Annotated in this window: 14 protein-coding genes and 1 pseudogene; 7 read left to right on the top strand and 8 right to left on the bottom strand. The window is 68.2% G+C overall.

All coding sequences use genetic code 11. The features are described 5' to 3' along the window. Positions 1-128: 128 nt before the first annotated feature. The 6 genes from rpmB to H261_RS20685 form a co-directional block, all read right to left on the bottom strand. Complete coding sequence (gene rpmB / locus H261_RS20710) at positions 129-434, bottom strand: 50S ribosomal protein L28 (RefSeq protein WP_008621552.1); 306 nt, start codon at positions 432-434, stop codon at positions 129-131. Between the two features lie 169 nt (positions 435-603). Next, on the bottom strand, positions 604-1197 hold the full coding sequence (locus H261_RS20705; RefSeq protein WP_008621551.1) for a hypothetical protein: 594 nt from the start codon (positions 1195-1197) through the stop codon (positions 604-606). A 63-nt stretch (positions 1198-1260) separates the two neighbouring features. Continuing rightward, complete coding sequence (gene hslO, locus H261_RS20700) at positions 1261-2160, bottom strand: Hsp33 family molecular chaperone HslO (protein ID WP_008621548.1); 900 nt, start codon at positions 2158-2160, stop codon at positions 1261-1263. Then, on the bottom strand, positions 2157-3074 hold the full coding sequence (gene argF / locus H261_RS20695) for an ornithine carbamoyltransferase (protein WP_008621547.1): 918 nt from the start codon (positions 3072-3074) through the stop codon (positions 2157-2159). Before argF ends, hslO begins: the two co-directional genes overlap by 4 nt. Beyond that, a complete protein-coding gene (locus H261_RS20690; RefSeq protein ID WP_040477074.1) occupies positions 3071-4240 on the bottom strand; it encodes an aspartate aminotransferase family protein in 1170 nt (389 codons plus the stop codon). The genes argF and H261_RS20690 overlap by 4 nt, the downstream gene beginning before the upstream one ends. A gap of 117 nt (positions 4241-4357) precedes the next feature. After that, positions 4358-5170 (bottom strand): ABC transporter permease, encoded by an 813-nt coding sequence (locus H261_RS20685; protein ID WP_008621545.1) that lies wholly within the window; start codon positions 5168-5170, stop codon positions 4358-4360. A gap of 15 nt (positions 5171-5185) precedes the next feature. On the opposite strand from H261_RS20685, the gene H261_RS20680 reads away from it, so the two are divergent. Then, entirely contained in the window at positions 5186-5734 is a 549-nt protein-coding gene (locus tag H261_RS20680; RefSeq protein ID WP_008621544.1) for a regulatory protein RecX, read from the top strand. On the opposite strand, the gene H261_RS20675 is transcribed toward H261_RS20680, so the two are convergent. After that, a complete protein-coding gene (locus H261_RS20675; protein WP_040477072.1) occupies positions 5726-6982 on the bottom strand; it encodes a mechanosensitive ion channel family protein in 1257 nt (418 codons plus the stop codon). The two genes, H261_RS20680 and H261_RS20675, sit on opposite strands and share 9 nt — an antisense overlap. A gap of 28 nt (positions 6983-7010) precedes the next feature. Between H261_RS20675 and arsC the strand changes: the two genes are divergently transcribed. Then, positions 7011-7358: an arsenate reductase (glutaredoxin) gene (arsC, locus tag H261_RS20670; RefSeq protein ID WP_008621541.1), complete on the top strand. Its 348-nt coding sequence runs from the start codon at positions 7011-7013 to the stop codon at positions 7356-7358. A 237-nt stretch (positions 7359-7595) separates the two neighbouring features. Here the strand turns inward: arsC and H261_RS20665 are convergent, their stop codons facing one another. Further along, the gene (locus H261_RS20665; RefSeq protein WP_008621540.1) at positions 7596-9593 is read right to left on the bottom strand and encodes a protein meaA; all 1998 of its coding nucleotides are present in this window, start codon (positions 9591-9593) and stop codon (positions 7596-7598) included. A gap of 215 nt (positions 9594-9808) precedes the next feature. Between H261_RS20665 and ccrA the strand changes: the two genes are divergently transcribed. From ccrA to H261_RS20640, 5 genes and pseudogenes are all read left to right on the top strand, one after another. Next, on the top strand, positions 9809-11065 hold the full coding sequence (gene ccrA, locus H261_RS20660; RefSeq protein ID WP_008621539.1) for a crotonyl-CoA carboxylase/reductase: 1257 nt from the start codon (positions 9809-9811) through the stop codon (positions 11063-11065). Positions 11066-11136: 71 nt separating this feature from the next. Beyond that, a complete protein-coding gene (locus H261_RS20655; RefSeq protein WP_085988790.1) occupies positions 11137-12798 on the top strand; it encodes an acyl-CoA dehydrogenase family protein in 1662 nt (553 codons plus the stop codon). 209 nt (positions 12799-13007) lie between these two features. Next, entirely contained in the window at positions 13008-13601 is a 594-nt protein-coding gene (locus H261_RS20650; protein ID WP_008621537.1) for a DUF6624 domain-containing protein, read from the top strand. Positions 13602-13704: 103 nt separating this feature from the next. Further along, positions 13705-14700, top strand: a complete 996-nt coding sequence (locus tag H261_RS20645; protein ID WP_008621536.1) for a hypothetical protein — start codon at positions 13705-13707, stop codon at positions 14698-14700. Between the two features lie 73 nt (positions 14701-14773). Further along, positions 14774-15024: pseudogene (locus tag H261_RS20640) on the top strand (2,3-bisphosphoglycerate-independent phosphoglycerate mutase); the annotation flags it as partial.

The following is a 15024-nucleotide window of genomic DNA, read 5'->3' as shown; positions in this document are numbered from 1 at the left end:
CCCCCACCCCAGCCCTCCCCCGGCGTGCCGGGGGAGGGAGCATGGACGGCGGGAGGCCGCATCGGCCGGAAACACCAAAAGGGCCCGTGGCTACCCACGGACCCTTTCGGAAAACGACGAAACGCAGCTTAGGCCGCGACGGCGTCCTGCTTGCTCGCCAGAGCGCGCTCGATGCGCTTCTTCAGGCGGCGGGCCTCGGCGCTCAGCTTGGTGCTGGCGATGGACAGCAGGAAGGAGTCGATGCCGCCGTTGTGCTCGATGGTCTTGAGACCGTTGGTCGAGATCCGCAGGCGCACGGCGTGGCCCAGGGCGTCGGACAGCAGCGAAGCTTCCTGGAGATTGGGCAGGAACCGACGCCGGGTCTTGTTGTTGGCGTGGCTGACGTTGTTGCCGGTCAAAACGCCCTTGCCGGTGATGGCGCAGCGACGTGCCATGGTAAAATCCTCGCTTCAAGTCGTTCGCCGGATCGCCGGTTCGGCCATGCTGCCGGGGCTATCCGTGGAAAATTGGCCCGATCTGCCGATCGGAGGAAGCCGCGTTTTTACGGTGGCGGACGCCGCCCGTCAAGCGCGGAATCTGATTCGATCCAAATCCTTACGCAACCTATCTCACCCAACGGCCGAGATAGTTCTGAATCAGCTGGACCATCTGCTGGTCGATGTCCTTCGCCAGGGTTTCGCTGATGTCGTAGAGCACCCGGTCACGCTCGTTCAGGGTGATGCCCTCGGCCACGGTGCGCGACCGCGTCGCCTGGGCCATGGTCTCGCCCACGACCATACCGCGCGGGTCGAGGATCTGCACCGCCACGTTGAGGGCGGCGTCGTAGCGCACCTCCTGCTCCTTCTTGAAGGCGCCGCTCAGGCCCTTGTCGGTGGCCAACGTCACCTCGACCACCCGGGCGTCCTTGATCACCACGCGGGCCGATCCGGTCTTGCCCATGGGCTTCAGGCGGTCCTGGGCCCAGCGCTGGATGGCGCCCTCGGGCGAGACCGGCATCAGGTGCTCGACATGGGGGGAACGGCCGGGCGAGACGAATTCCGAGACGATCTCCAGCTGCCCGACATCCAGCTGGAAGGGCCGCAGGTTGGCGAAGCTGATCTCGGGCAGCTTCTGCATGGGCGGCTTGGTGTTCTGGCAGGCGCTGGCCGTAAGGGCGGCGACGACGGCCGCCACCAGGCGGAAATGCCGAGCGATCATGGGAAGGGTTCCCCTTGGCTTACGAAGGTTGCGGTCTCAATATCGGTGCGGTGCGGCAAACCGTCAAGAATGCTGCAGCTCGGACAGCCGGAAGACATGGTCGGCGCGGCAGAACTCGCAGGTCACCACGATCCGCCCGTCCCCGTCGGCCACCGCGGCGACCTCGTCGGCGGGAAGCGAGCGGAGCGTCGCCTCCACCTTGGTCCGCGAGCAGCGGCAGCGGGCCCGCAGGGCCTTGGCCTCGAACACCACAAGCTGCTCGGCATGGTACAGGCGATAGAGCACTTGCTCGGGCGTCAGGACGGAATCGACCAGTTCGGCGCCGGTGACGCTGCCCAGCAATATCTCGGCGCGGCGCCAGCTTTCCTCGCCTTCCTCGGCCAGCAGGATGGGGGCGCTGCCGCTCCCCGCGGGCATGCGCTGGATCATCAGCGCGGCCGCCGCCCAGCCCCGGCCATCGGCCGGCGGGCGGACCATGGCCTCGATGGCGGTGTCCAGTTGCTCCGACTGCTTGAAATAAGCCCGGGCGCAATCTTCCAGGGTGGGGCCTTCCAGCTCGACGATGCCCTGGTAGCGGTCGGTCTCCGGCCCCTGGTCCACGGTGAAGGCGAGATAGCCCTTGCCCAGCAACGCGGGCACGGAGGCGCGCGCGGCGGCGGGCACCTTGTCCAGGCGGGCGGCGTCGAAGCGGGCATGGGCGCGCACGTCGCCGCCGCTGGTCACGTCGGCCACCAGCAGCGAGACCGGGCCGTCGCCCTGGGCCTGCAGGGTGAAGATGCCGTCGAACTTCATGGAGGTGGCCAACACGGCGGCCAGGGCCATGGTCTCGGCCAGCAGGGCGGCCACCGGCACCGGATAGGCGTGCTGGTCGCCGAGGATGGTGTCGAGCGCATCGCCCAGCCGCGCCAGGCGGCCACGGACGGCGCCGCCCATCACGGAGAAGGGCAGGACGGTATCGGTCAAGCCAGGCACCAGGTCAGGATTCCCTTCTGGACGTGCAGGCGGTTTTCCGCCTCGTCCCACACCACCGATTGCGGGCCATCCATGACCGGGTCGGTCACTTCCTCGCCGCGATGGGCGGGCAGGCAATGCATGAACAGGGCATCGGGCGCGGCCTTGGCCATCAGCGCCTCGTTGACCTGATAGGGCTCCAGCAGTTCGTGGCGGTTGCCGTCGGTGCAGCCCATGGACACCCAGGTGTCGGTCACCACCAGATGGGCGCCGGAAACCGCCTCGGCGGGATGGGTGGTCAGCACCACGCCGGCGCCCCGGGCCCGCGCCCAATCCACCGCGCTTCGCGACGGCATCAGGCTGTCGGGACAGGCCAGCCTGATCTCGCAGCCGAAATGGCCAGCGGCGTGAATCCAGCTGGCGGCCACGTTGTTGCCGTCGCCCACCCAGGCCACCACCTTGCCCTTGAGGGAACCGCGGTGCTCCTCGAAGGTCATGACGTCGGCCATCACCTGGCAGGGATGGGATTGGTCGGTCAGGCCGTTGATCACCGGCACGTCGGCGTATCGGGCCAGTTCGGTCAGCTTGTCGGGCAGGTTGGTGCGGATCATCACCGCATCGACGAAGCGCGACAGCACCCGGGCGGTATCGGCGATGGTCTCGCCCCGGCCCAGCTGGGTATCGCCCGCCGCCAGCATGACGACGTCGCCGCCCAGCTGCTTCATACCCACCTCGAAGGACACGCGGGTCCGGGTCGAGGGCTTCTCGAAGATCATGGCCAGCATCTTGCCGGCCAGCGGCGCCTTGGGCCCCTTGCCCTGCTTGTAGGCCAGACCGAGATCGAGGATATGGCGCAAGGTCGCCGTATCGAATCCATCCAGGTCAAGAAAATGGCGCGGCACGCCCGATGCGTTGACAGGGGTCATTTCACCTCGTCGAAGACGCGGGCCAGGATGCCCACCGCTTCGTCCACATGATTTTCATCGATGATCAGGGGCGGCAGCAGCCGCACGATATTGTCGCCCGCCCCCACGGTCAGCAGGCCGCCCCCGGCCAGCCGGGCCACCATCTCGGTGTTGGGCATGCGCGGCTTGAAACCCAGCATCAGACCGAGGCCGCGCACCTCGTCGACCACGCCGGGGAACCGGGCGGCGGTCTCCTCGACCCGGGCGCGCAGCAGGACGCCCATGGCCTGGACATGCTCCAGGAAGCCGGGTTCGTCCATGACGGACAGCACCTCGCCGGCCACCGCCATGGCCAGGGGATTACCGCCGAAGGTGGAGCCGTGGGTGCCGGCCACCATGCCCGAGGCGGCCTTTTCCGTCGCCAGGCAGGCGCCGACCGGGAAGCCGCCGCCCAGGCCCTTGGCCACCCCCATGATATCGGGAGCGACGCCCGCCTGCTGATGGGCGAACAGAGTGCCGGTACGGCCCATGCCGGTCTGCACCTCGTCGAAGATCAGCAGCAGGCCGAACTCGTCGGCGGTGGCGCGCAGGCGCCGCAGGTAATCGGGGTCGCCGGGAACGATGCCGCCCTCGCCCTGGACCGGCTCCACCAGGATGGCGGCGGTCTCTTCGGTGATGGCGGCGCGCAGCGCGTTGAGGTTGCCGAACGGCACGTGGTCGAAGCCTTCGACGACGGGAGCGAACCCCTCCATGTGCTTCTTCTGCCCGCCCGCCGCCACGGTGGCCAGGGTGCGGCCGTGGAAGGCGCCCTCGGCGCAGATGATGCGGGTGCGGCGGGGATTGCCGGCGACGTAGTGAAAGCGCCGGGCCATCTTGATGCTGCATTCCAGGGCCTCGGCGCCGGAATTGCAGAAGAACACCGTGTCGGCGAAGGTGCGTTCCACCAGCCTGGCGGCGACCTTTTCCTGCCCCGGCACCCGGTAGAGGTTGGAGGTGTGCCACACCCGGCCGGCTTGCTCGGTCAGCGCCTTGACCAGACGCGGATGGCAGTGCCCCAGGGCGTTGACGGCGACGCCGGCGGCGAAGTCGAGATATCGCCGGCCGTCGGCCGTGAACAGGTAGACACCCTCGCCCCGCTCGAAAGCGAGGTCGGCACGCGCGTAGGTCGGCATCACCACTGGAATCACGTCACTCTCCCGAGAATGCCCAGCGGTCTCGCAGAAGCGAGCGAAAAGGCCGGTGCGCTCATGGAAAGCGGCAGAATATCGGTTGGAAAACCTCAAATGTCAATGGGGAGGCGGTTTTCAGCTTCTCAGCTTGTATCCCGTCTCCAGCATGCGCCAGGTGACGAGCAGCAGGACCAGGTCGGCGACGGCCATGGCCGCCACACCCACCGCCACCGATCCGTCGCTCACCCCGATGAAGCCGGCGCGGAATCCGTCGATCATGTAGAAGAACGGATTGACCAGGGCGACGGCGTGGAAGGCCGGCGGCAGGCGCTCGATGGAATAGAAGGTGCCCGACAGGAACGACAGCGGCGTGACGATGAAATTGGTGACGGCGGCCATGTGGTCGAACTTGTCGGCCCAGATGCCGCCCATCATCCCCAGAAGCGACAGCATCAGCGAGCCCATCACCGCGTGATAGGCGATCAGGGCCGGATTGGCCACCGGCATGGGCACGAACAGGGCCATGGCGAGGCCCACCGCGACCCCCACCGCCACGCCGCGCGCCACGCCGCCCAGCGCCACCGCCGCCGTCTGCTCGGCACCGGTGAGCGGCGGCATCAGCATGTCGACGATGTTGCCCTGGACCTTGGCGATGATGATGGACGACGAGGTGTTGGCGAAGGCGTTCTGGACGATGGCCATCATGATCAGGCCGGGGGCCAGGAACTGGACGAAGGGCACGCCCTTGACCTCGGCGGCCACCGGCCCCAGGGCCAGGGCGAACACCGACAGGAACAGCAAGGTGGTGACCACGGGGGCGATGATGGTCTGGAAATAGACCTTGAGGAAGCGCCGCACCTCCTTCATCAACAGGGTCCAGGTGCCCAGCCAGTTGACCACGCCGTAGGAGCGGGGCACGGGCGGAAGGATGCCGACATCGTCTCTCATGCTACACTCGCTTCCATGACCGACTCCATCTCCAAGACCCCAGGGCGCCCCCCACCCAAGATCACGCCATCATACCTCGAGAACGCCGCGCTGCATTATCTCGAACGCTATTCCTCGTCCAGGGCCAATCTGCGCCGGGTGCTCCTGCGCAAGGTGGACCGCTCGCTCGCCCATTGGGGCGGCGAACGCGCGGACGCCATCCCCCTGGTCGAGGCGGTGATCGCCAAGCTGGCCGGCCTGGGCTATCTCGACGATGCCGCCTATGCCGGGATCAAGGTGCGGGGCTTGCGGCGCAAGGGGGCCAGCGCCCGGCTGATCGCCGCCACCCTGGCCGCCAAGGGTGTGGAGACGGAAACCGCCGCCGCCGCCCTGGCCGGGCAGGAGCCGGACTCCGAGTTGCAGGCCGCCTTCACCCTGGCGCGCCGCCGCCGGCTCGGCCCCTACCGCCCGGCGGACAAGCGGGCCGAGTTCCGCGCCAAGGACCTGGCAGCCCTGGGCCGCGCCGGCTTTTCCTGGGAAACCGCCCGCGCGGTGGTCGAGGCGGAGGAGTCCCCGTCAGTCTGACACCATCTTCTGGGCGTGGGGCGAACTCATACTGATGCCCGCCGCATCGAAACGCTGCTTGAGGCGGCGGTTGAACTCGCGGATCAGGGTCATGCGGTCGCCCGGCGTGGTCTTGAGCCGCGCCCGGAGGACCACCGAGGCGGCGTCGAAGCGCTCGACGCCCTGGACCTCGACGGGATCGATGATCATGGCGCCCCAGGCGGCCTCGCCCCGCATCTCCGCCCCCAGGTCGAGAATCACCTGGGCCGCCTTGTCGGTGTCCACCTCGTAGGCGACGGGGATGTCGATGGCGGCGTAGTTGAAGCCGCGGCTGGAATTGATCACCGTCGAGACGGCGCCGAACGGCACGGTGTGCAGCGCGCCGTTGCCGTCCCTGATCCTGATGGCGCGGATGGAGATGGCCTCGACGGTGCCCACATGCTCGCCCACCTTGACGGCGTCGCCCACCGCCATGGTGTCCTCGAACAGGATGAAGGCGCCGGTGATGATGTCCTGGACCAGCTTCTGCGAGCCGAAGCCGATGGCGATGCCCAGCACGCCGGCGCCGGCCAGCAGCGGCGCGATGTTGACCCCCAGCTCGGACAGCACGATCAGCCCGACCATCACCACCAGGAGGATGAAGGCGGCGTTGCGCACCAGGGGCAGCAGGGTGCGCACCCGGCCCGAGCGCTGCAGCTGGTTGCCCTCGGAATCGGTGGCGGCCAGGTAGTGCTCGATGGCGGCGCGCAGCACCTCCCAGAACACCACCGCCAGGGCGAGGACCAGGATGATGTTGATCAGCCCGGACAGGATGCGCCGCCCCCATTCCGAGCCCAGCACCGCCAGCACGTCGTAGACGCCCAGCGACTGGATCGTCATCAGCCCCACCGCCGCCCCCAGGCCGGTCAGCAGGATGCGGCGCAGCCAGCCGAGCCGCCGGCGGATGCGCAGGCGCTGCTCGTCGGACAGCCGGCGGCCGGCGAAGCGGTGCCAGGCGCCGCGCGACAGCCGGTCGGCGGCGAAGGCCGCCACGATGGCCGCCACGACGATCACCGCCGTATGCCGCCACTGGTCGCGCCCCGAATGGTCGGCCAGCTTCTGCACCACCACGTCGGCGGCCTTGTCGCCGATGGCGTTGATCTGGCCGGGCAGTTCGGGAATGGGCGCGGGCGGCGGGGTCTGGGCCAGGGCGGCGCCGGTCAGCCCCGCCAGCAACAACAAGGTGGCGGCCAGACGCCGCAAGACGCCATTATAGACAAGTGCACTCATCGTCTTAAACCGCTCCAGGGGCGCAAGCATGTCCGATCCGGTCACCATCTATCACAACCCGCGCTGCGGCAAGTCGCGCGATACGCTGAAGCTGATCGAGGACAAGGGCATCGCCCCCACGGTGGTGGAATACCTGAAGGAGCCGCCCTCGGCCGCCGAACTGACCCGCATCCTGTCGCTGCTGGGCAAGCGCCCCGCCGACATCCTGCGCCGGAAGGAAGCCGCCGAGGCCGGCATCGACGCGGCGGCGCTGGACGACGCGGCGCTGGTCGCCGCCATGGTCGCCAATCCCATCGTCATCGAACGCCCCATCGTGGTGGCGGGGGCCAGGGCGGCGCTGGGCCGTCCGCCGGAAAGCGTGCTGGCGATTCTGTAAGGGCGGCCTTCACCGAAACGCAACGCTCCGGCGCTTGGCGTCAAAGTTGGAACCGGTATAGATTGCCGGAACGGGCCGTCTCCTCCTCGTCAGGGAAGACAGGCTTTGGGCGAGGGGGCCGGCCATTTTCCCCGGATGGCCCCCTCGCCGTTTAGTTCCGCCCCTCAGTCGCCGGGCGGGATGCGTCCCGCATCCCTTGGCTCTCGCGCCATAAGGTGCGCCGGCCCAAGGCGGCGATCACGCCGCCTTGGGCGAGGCGTCCAGCAGGGTGACGATGTCACCCATGATGGCGGTGATGTCGTAATCCTTGGGCGTGTAGATGCGGGCGCAGCCGGCGGCCAGCAGGGTCTTCTCGTCCTCGGCCGGAATGATGCCGCCCGCCACCACCGGGATGTCGGACAGGCCGGCGGCCTTCATACGCTCCAGCACCTCGGTCACCAGCGGCACGTGGCTGCCCGACAGGATCGAGAGGCCGACCACGTGGACGCCCTCTTCCAGCGCGGCGTTGACGATCTGGGCGGGGGTCAGGCGGATACCCTCGTAGACCACTTCCATGCCGGCGTCCCGGGCCCGCACGGCGATCTGCTCGGCGCCGTTGGAATGGCCGTCCAGGCCGGGCTTGCCCACCAGGATCTTGACCCGGCGGCCCAGCTTGGCCGAGACCTGCTCGACCCGGGCGCGCACGGCGCCCATCTTCTCGCCCTTGACCTCGGCGGCGGCGCGGGACACGCCGGTGGGGGCGCGGTATTCGCCGAACACGTCGCGGAGCGTCTGTGCCCACTCGCCGGTGGTGACGCCGGCATGGGCGGCGGCGATGGAGGGCTCCATGACGTTGCGGCCTTCGCTGGCCGCCGAGCGCAGTTCGGCCAGGGCCTTGTCCACGGCCGCCTTATCGCGGGTCGAGCGGAAGTCCTTCAGGCGTTCGATCTGCTCGGCCTCGGCCTTGGGGTCCACCGTCATGATGGAGCCGTCACCGGTGGTCAGTGGCGAAGGCTCGGTCTCGGTCCACTTGTTGACGCCGACCACGATCTGCTCGCCGCTCTCGATGGCGCCGATGCGGCGTGCGTTGGATTCCACCAGCTTCTGCTTCATGTAGCTGGATTCCACCGCCGAGACGGCGCCGCCCATGGCGTCGAGGCGCGCCAGTTCCTCCCGCGCACCCTCCTTGAGGGATTCGACCTTGGCCGTGATCTCGTGCGAACCGTCGAAGATGTCGCCGAATTCCAAGAGATCGCTCTCGTAGGCCATGATCTGCTGCAGGCGCAGCGACCATTGCTGGTCCCAGGGGCGCGGCAAGCCTAAGGCCTCGTTCCAGGCGGGAAGCTGCACGGCCCGCGCCCGGGCATTCTTGGACAGCACCACCGCCAACATTTCCATGACGATGCGGTAGACGTTGTTCTCCGGCTGCTGCTCGGTAAGCCCTAAGGAGTTGACCTGGACGCCGTAGCGGAAGCGCCGGGCCTTCTCGTCCTTGACGCCGTAGCGGTTGACGCAGATCTCGTCCCACAGCTCGGTGAAGGCGCGCATCTTGCACAATTCGGTGACGAAGCGGATGCCGGCGTTGACGAAGAAGCTGATGCGGCTGACCACCTGCTCGAAATCGGCGGCGGGCACGGTGGGGCGCACGGTGTCGAGCACGGCGATGGCGGTGGCCAGGGCGTAGGCCAGCTCCTGCTCCGGCGTGGCGCCGGCTTCCTGCAGGTGATAGGAGCAGACGTTCATGGGGTTCCACTTGGGAACCTCGGTATAGGTGAAGCCGATCACGTCGCTGGTCAGCTTCAGGGACGGCTGCGGCGCGAAGATGTAGGTGCCGCGCGACAGGTATTCCTTGATGACGTCGTTCTGGGTGGTGCCGTTGAGCACCGAACGGTGGGCGCCCTGCCTCTCGGCCGCCGCGATGTACAGCGACAGCAGCCAGGCGGCCGGCGCGTTGATGGTCATCGAGGTGTTCATCTTCTCGAGCGGGATGCCGTCGAACAGGGTCATCATGTCGCCGAGATGGCAGACGGGCACGCCCACCTTGCCCACCTCGCCCTTGGCCAGGGCGTGATCGCTGTCGTAGCCGGTCTGGGTCGGCAGGTCGAAGGCGATGGACAGGCCGGTCTGGCCCTTGGACAGGTTGGTGCGGTACAGCTTGTTGGACTCGGCCGCCGAGGAATGGCCCGAATAGGTGCGGAACAGCCAGGGCTTCTCACGCGACGGGGTGGCGGTTTCGCGGGCGGTCTTCTCGGTCATCGGGCGCTCCAGACTGAATCCATTCAAGAAAGATGCATCTTTGCCAGGGGTTAGGACTGCGTGCGACCTAAAATTTCGCTTTCCCCCGACTTCGCGAAACAAACTATCATTTTGTGCATTGCGAAGAAAGCGACAAAACGCTAAAAGGCGGTGTACCGAGCGCCGAGGCCGGCCGCGTCGGGCAAGTGTCGTCCAGAGGGTCAAGGAGTTCTAGGATGAGCGAGCAGGTGGTCAAGGATCTCTACGAGCTGGGTGAGATTCCGCCGATCGGACATGTGCCGAAGCAGATGTATGCCTGGGCCATCCGCAGGGAGCGCCATGGCAAGCCCGACACCGCCATGCAGGTCGAGGTGGTGGACACCCCCGAAATCGATTCCCATGACGTCCTGATCATGGTGATGGCCGCCGGCGTCAACTACAACGGCGTCTGGGCCGCGCTGGGCAAGCCCATCTCGCCCTTCGACTACCACAAGGCCGACTACCACATCGCCGGTTCCGACGCCTCGGGCATCGTCTACAAGGTCGGCTCCAAGGTGAAGCGCTGGAAGGTCGGCGACGAGGTGGTGGTTCACTGCAACCAGACCGACGGCGACGACGAGGAATGCAACGGCGGCGACCCGATGAACTCGGCCAGCCAGCGCATCTGGGGCTACGAGACCCCCGACGGCTCCTTCGCCCAGTTCTGCCGCGTCCAGGCCCAGCAGGTCATGGAGCGTCCCAAGCACCTGACCTGGGAAGAGAGCGCCTGCTACACGCTGACCCTGGCCACCGCCTACCGCATGCTGTTCGGCCACCGTCCGCACGTGCTGCGTCCCGGCCACAACGTGCTGGTGTGGGGCGCCGCCGGCGGCCTGGGCTCCATGGCCATCCAGCTGATCGCCGTGTCGGGCGCCAACGCCATCGGCGTGATCTCGGAAGAGGACAAGCGCGAATTCGTGCTCGGCCTGGGCGCCAAGGGCGTCATCAACCGCAAGACCTTCGATTGCTGGGGCCAGCTGCCCGACGTGGACGGCGACCCCAAGGTCTTCTCCGACTACATGAAGAAGACCCGCGAGTTCGGCAAGGCCATCTGGGACATCACCGGCAAGGGCAACGACGTCGACTTCGTGTTCGAGCATCCCGGCGAGTCCACCTTCCCGGTGTCGTGCAACGTGGTCAAGCGCGGCGGCATGGTGGTGTTCTGCGCCGGCACCACCGGCTACAACCTGACCTTCGACGCCCGCTTCGTGTGGATGCGCCAGAAGCGCATCCAGGGCAGCCACTTCGCCAACCTGCTGCAGGCCTCGCAGGCCAACCAGCTGGTGATCGAACGCCGCATCGACCCTTGCATGTCCGAGGTCTATTCGTGGGAAGACATCCCGCAGGCCCACATGAAGATGCTGCGCAACGAGCACAAGCCCGGCAACATGGCGGTGCTGGTCCAGGCCTACAAGCCCGGCCGCTACACCGTCGAGGATTGCATCGAGGGCTAACCCTTGAGTGAAAACCCTCTCCCCACGCCGGGAGAGGGTTTTTTTCATTTCCAATGTCTGAGGACGCCGCCATGACCGCCATCCTGCTCCCCGATCTGATCCCCACCTGCGAGGCCGCCGCCCTGGTGGTCGACAAGCTGCGGCTCGCCGCCAAGGCTTCGGTCACCGCCATGGTCAGCAAGGACGGCAAGGTCAACGGCGCCCTGTTCGACGCCAACCAGACCGCCGCCCACGGCTATGCCTGGCTGGCCACCTACGTGGCGGCGCTGCAGCAGATGCTGGGCTGGGCCAAGCGCCTCGAGGCCGAGGGCAAGCTGGGCGAGCTGGAGACCCTGATGCTCCAGGCCGCCTACGGCGAGTACGTCGCCCAGATCTACGGTGGCATTCCCATGAGCCAGGGCGAGATCGTGCGGCCCGGCGACCTGGGCCTCGACGCCAAGGCGGTGCACGAGCTGTCCAACGAGGCGACCTCCGCCCTGCGCCGCTCGGGCTGCACCGCCGCCGTGCGCGCCCGCATCGCCGAGCTGATCAAGGATGGCCACCATTTCGGCGAACCGGGCCTGGAAGACGAGACCCTGGCCCTCATCCGCGACCAGTTCCGCAGCTTCGCCGAGAACGAGGTCATCCCCCACGCCCACGAATGGCACCTTCGGGATGAGCTGATCCCCATCGAGGTGGTCGACCATGTGGCTGAGATGGGCGTGTTCGGCCTGACGCTCCCGGAGGAATACGGCGGGCTGGGCCTGGGCAAGATGTCCATGTGCGTGGTCACCGAGGAGCTGTCGCGCGGCTATATCGGCGTCGGCTCGCTCGGCACCCGCTCCGAGATCGCCGGCGAGCTGATCCGCCTCGGCGGCACCGAGGAGCAGAAGCAGTACTGGCTGCCCAAGATCGCCTCGGGCGAGATTCTGCCCACCGCCGTGTTCACCGAGCCCAACACCGGCTCGGACCTCGGGTCCTTGCGCACCCGCGCGGTGAAGCAGGGCGACGAATACGTGGTCACCGGCAACAAGACCTGGATCACCCACGCGGCGCGCACCGACGTGATGACCCTGCTGGTCCGCACCAATCCCGACACCAAGGATTGGAAGGGCCTGTCCATGATGATCGCGCCGAAGCCGCGCGGCACGGAAGCCAATCCCTTCCCGGCCGAGGGCATGACCGGCGGCGAGATCAAGGTTCTGGGCTATCGCGGCATGAAGGAATACGAGCTGGGCTTCGACGGCTTCAAGGTTCCCGCCGCCAACCTGCTGGGCGGCGTCGAGGGCCAGGGCTTCAAGCAGCTGATGGAGACCTTCGAGTCGGCCCGCATCCAGACCGCCGCCCGCGCCGTGGGCGTCGCCCAGTGCGCCATGGAGGTGGGCCTGAAATACGCCAACGAGCGCGTCCAGTTCGGCAAGCCCATCTACGACTTCCCCCGCGTCGGCGGCAAGATCGCCTGGATGGCGGTCGAGACCATGGTCGCCCGCCAACTGACCTATTTCTCGGCGCGCGAGAAGGACGAGGGCCACCGCTGCGACATCGAGGCCGGCATGGCCAAGCTGCTGGCGGCGCGCGTCGCCTGGGCCAACGCCGACAACGCGCTCCAGGTGCACGGCGGCAACGGCTATGCCGAGGAATATCCCATCTCGCGCATCCTGTGCGACGCCCGCATCCTCAACATCTTCGAAGGCGCCGCCGAGATCCAGGCCCAGGTCATCGCCCGGGGCCTGCTGTCGGGCGCCCGCGACTGACACCAGTCTCGATACCGAGACTGGTTAGGCCCAAGGGGCCGCGCGGCTTATGCCGCGGGAGCCAAGGGCGCTCGCGCCCGCCCGGCGATTGAGGGGCAGAAATTACTGGGCGGAGCCCCCGCCCCCGCAGGCAATGTGTTGATCTGCGGGGGTAAATCCTTTATCTGCCTGGGGCGACGAACAGGTCCTACCCCTCAGGAGCGCCGCCCTTGGCCGGACATTTCCGCCACCGCCTGCTGGCGTTGAAGGACGCCGAGCTGGCGTTGCGCCTCGAATTGCTGCAATCGGGCGAGCCGGTGGGCGGCTATCCGCCGCTTCTGCGCCGCCTGCACGAATCCAACGCCCGCGAGCTCGAGCTGATCGTCGATGACGAGGGCTGGCCCACCGCCGATGCCGCCGGCCCCGACGGCGCCGAGGCCGCCTGGCTGGTCGCCATGCACGCGGTGTCGCGGCCCAGCTTCATGCGCCGCTGCCTCGGCCTGCTGAAATCCGCCGCCAACCGCGACGAGGTCCCTAAGCGCCACGCCGCCATGCTGGAAGACCGCATCCGCGCCCTGGAAGGCCGCCCGCAGAGATACGGCACCCAGCTGGACTGGCAGGACGGCAGGCTCTCGCCCCTGCCGGTCGAGGACGAGGTCGAGGTGGATTCCCGCCGCGCCGCCGCCGGCCTGGCCCCCCTGGCCGAAACCATCGCCACGGCGCGGGCCGCCGCCCAATCCGACGGGGCGCCGCCGCCCGAGGAATGGGAGGCGTCCAGCTCGGTGCTGGAGGCGTTGGCCCGCGAAGTGGGCTGGCGGGAATAGGGGGAAAGAAGCGAAGGAACTCGTCCCTTCGCGCATCCCTGGTCCTTGTCATCCTTGCCCCCGCCATGCTCTATGGTGCGGCGCAATAGCGGGTGACCTCGGCATGTACAGCGACGACGATCTTGATGCGGCCACCGCCGCCGGAATCCTGCCTCCCGGCACGGCGAAGGCGTTCCGCGACTTTGTCGCCGGGCGGCAGACGGCCCATGAGGCCGACGAGGAAAGCGTCCGCCTCGTCACCAGCTTCAACGACATCTTCGTCACCATCGCCGCCGTGCTGCTGCTGTCGGCCCTGGGCTGGCTGGCCGGCAAGATCAGCCCGGTGCTGGGCGGCGCCGCGGTGGCCGCCGCCGCCTGGGCCTTCGCCGAGTACTTCACCCGCCGGCGCCGCATGGCCCTGCCCAGCCTCGCCCTGCTGCTGGCCTTCGTCTGGGGGGTGTTCTCCACCGGGCTGGGGCTGGTGGGGGTGGATGACTTCGCCAGGGGCGGCTACGGCGTCGCCGCCTCGGCCGCCATCGCCGCCCTGGCCGCGTGGGGCCATTGGAAGCGCTTCATGGTGCCCATCACCATCGCCGCCGGCGCGGGCGCCGGGGCTGGGGCGCTGCTGGCGCTCGGCCTCGCCCTGGTGCCGGCCCTGCGCGACGCCTTCCTGCCGCTGGTCTTCGTGGCCGGGCTGGCCCTGTTCGCCCTGGCGCTGTGGTGGGATGCCGGCGATCTGGCCCGCAAGACCCGCCGCTCCGACGTGGCGTTCTGGCTGCATCTAGCCGCCGCGCCCATGATCGTCCATCCGGTGTTCTCGGCCCTGGGCGGCGGCGGCGGCATTGGCGGAGCGGCCGGAGCCGTAGCCGTCTATCTGGTGCTGGCCGTGGTCGCCCTGGCGGTTGACCGCCGCGCCCTGCTGGTCTCGGCGCTGGCCTATGTGCTGTACGCCGCCACCGCCCTGTTCGAGGCCGCCGGTTCCTCGGCCGAGGCCTTCGCGTTGACCGCCCTGGTGGTGGGCTCGCTGCTGCTCAGCCTGTCGGCCTTCTGGCACCATGTGCGCCGCCTAGTTCTCACGGCGCTGCCGGCGCCCCTGCGGCACAGGCTGCCGGCCGCCTAGAACTGGCGGATTCCACCGATTAAGTATAAGGTGCCGGCCAGAAAGCCCCCTTGCCACCACAGGTCCGCCGCCCATGTCCAGTGCCGCCCCCCGCCGCCCCCGTCCCGTCGTGCTGTGCATCCTGGACGGCTGGGGCTGGCGTGACGAAACCGCCGACAACGCCATCGCCCAGGCCGACACCCCCAACTGGGACCGCTTCCTCAAGACCTATCCCCACGCTTTGCTGCACACCTCCGGGCTGCAGGTGGGGCTGCCCGACGGGCAGATGGGTAATTCCGAGGTGGGCCACATGAATCTCGGCGCCGGCCGGGTGGTGATGCAGGA

Source organism: Paramagnetospirillum caucaseum (assembly GCF_000342045.1).
In the GTDB taxonomy this organism is placed as follows: Bacteria; Pseudomonadota; Alphaproteobacteria; order Rhodospirillales; family Magnetospirillaceae; genus Phaeospirillum; species Phaeospirillum caucaseum.
The sequence above is the reverse complement of the archived record's forward strand: the minus strand, read 5'-3'. Positions and strand labels throughout refer to the sequence as shown.

Excerpts from the sequence above, each read along its gene's own strand:
- rpmB (WP_008621552.1), bottom strand. The coding sequence starts at position 434 with ATGGCACGTCGCTGCGCCATCACCGGCAAGGGCGTTTTGACCGGCAAC.
- H261_RS20705 (WP_008621551.1), bottom strand. The coding sequence starts at position 1,197 with ATGATCGCTCGGCATTTCCGCCTGGTGGCGGCCGTCGTCGCCGCCCTT.
- argF (WP_008621547.1), bottom strand. The coding sequence starts at position 3,074 with ATGACCCCTGTCAACGCATCGGGCGTGCCGCGCCATTTTCTTGACCTG.
- H261_RS20685 (WP_008621545.1), bottom strand. The coding sequence starts at position 5,170 with ATGAGAGACGATGTCGGCATCCTTCCGCCCGTGCCCCGCTCCTACGGC.
- H261_RS20680 (WP_008621544.1), top strand. The coding sequence starts at position 5,186 with ATGACCGACTCCATCTCCAAGACCCCAGGGCGCCCCCCACCCAAGATC.
- H261_RS20675 (WP_040477072.1), bottom strand. The coding sequence starts at position 6,982 with ATGAGTGCACTTGTCTATAATGGCGTCTTGCGGCGTCTGGCCGCCACC.
- arsC (WP_008621541.1), top strand. The coding sequence starts at position 7,011 with ATGTCCGATCCGGTCACCATCTATCACAACCCGCGCTGCGGCAAGTCG.
- H261_RS20665 (WP_008621540.1), bottom strand. The coding sequence starts at position 9,593 with ATGACCGAGAAGACCGCCCGCGAAACCGCCACCCCGTCGCGTGAGAAG.
- ccrA (WP_008621539.1), top strand. The coding sequence starts at position 9,809 with ATGAGCGAGCAGGTGGTCAAGGATCTCTACGAGCTGGGTGAGATTCCG.
- H261_RS20655 (WP_085988790.1), top strand. The coding sequence starts at position 11,137 with ATGACCGCCATCCTGCTCCCCGATCTGATCCCCACCTGCGAGGCCGCC.
- H261_RS20645 (WP_008621536.1), top strand. The coding sequence starts at position 13,705 with ATGTACAGCGACGACGATCTTGATGCGGCCACCGCCGCCGGAATCCTG.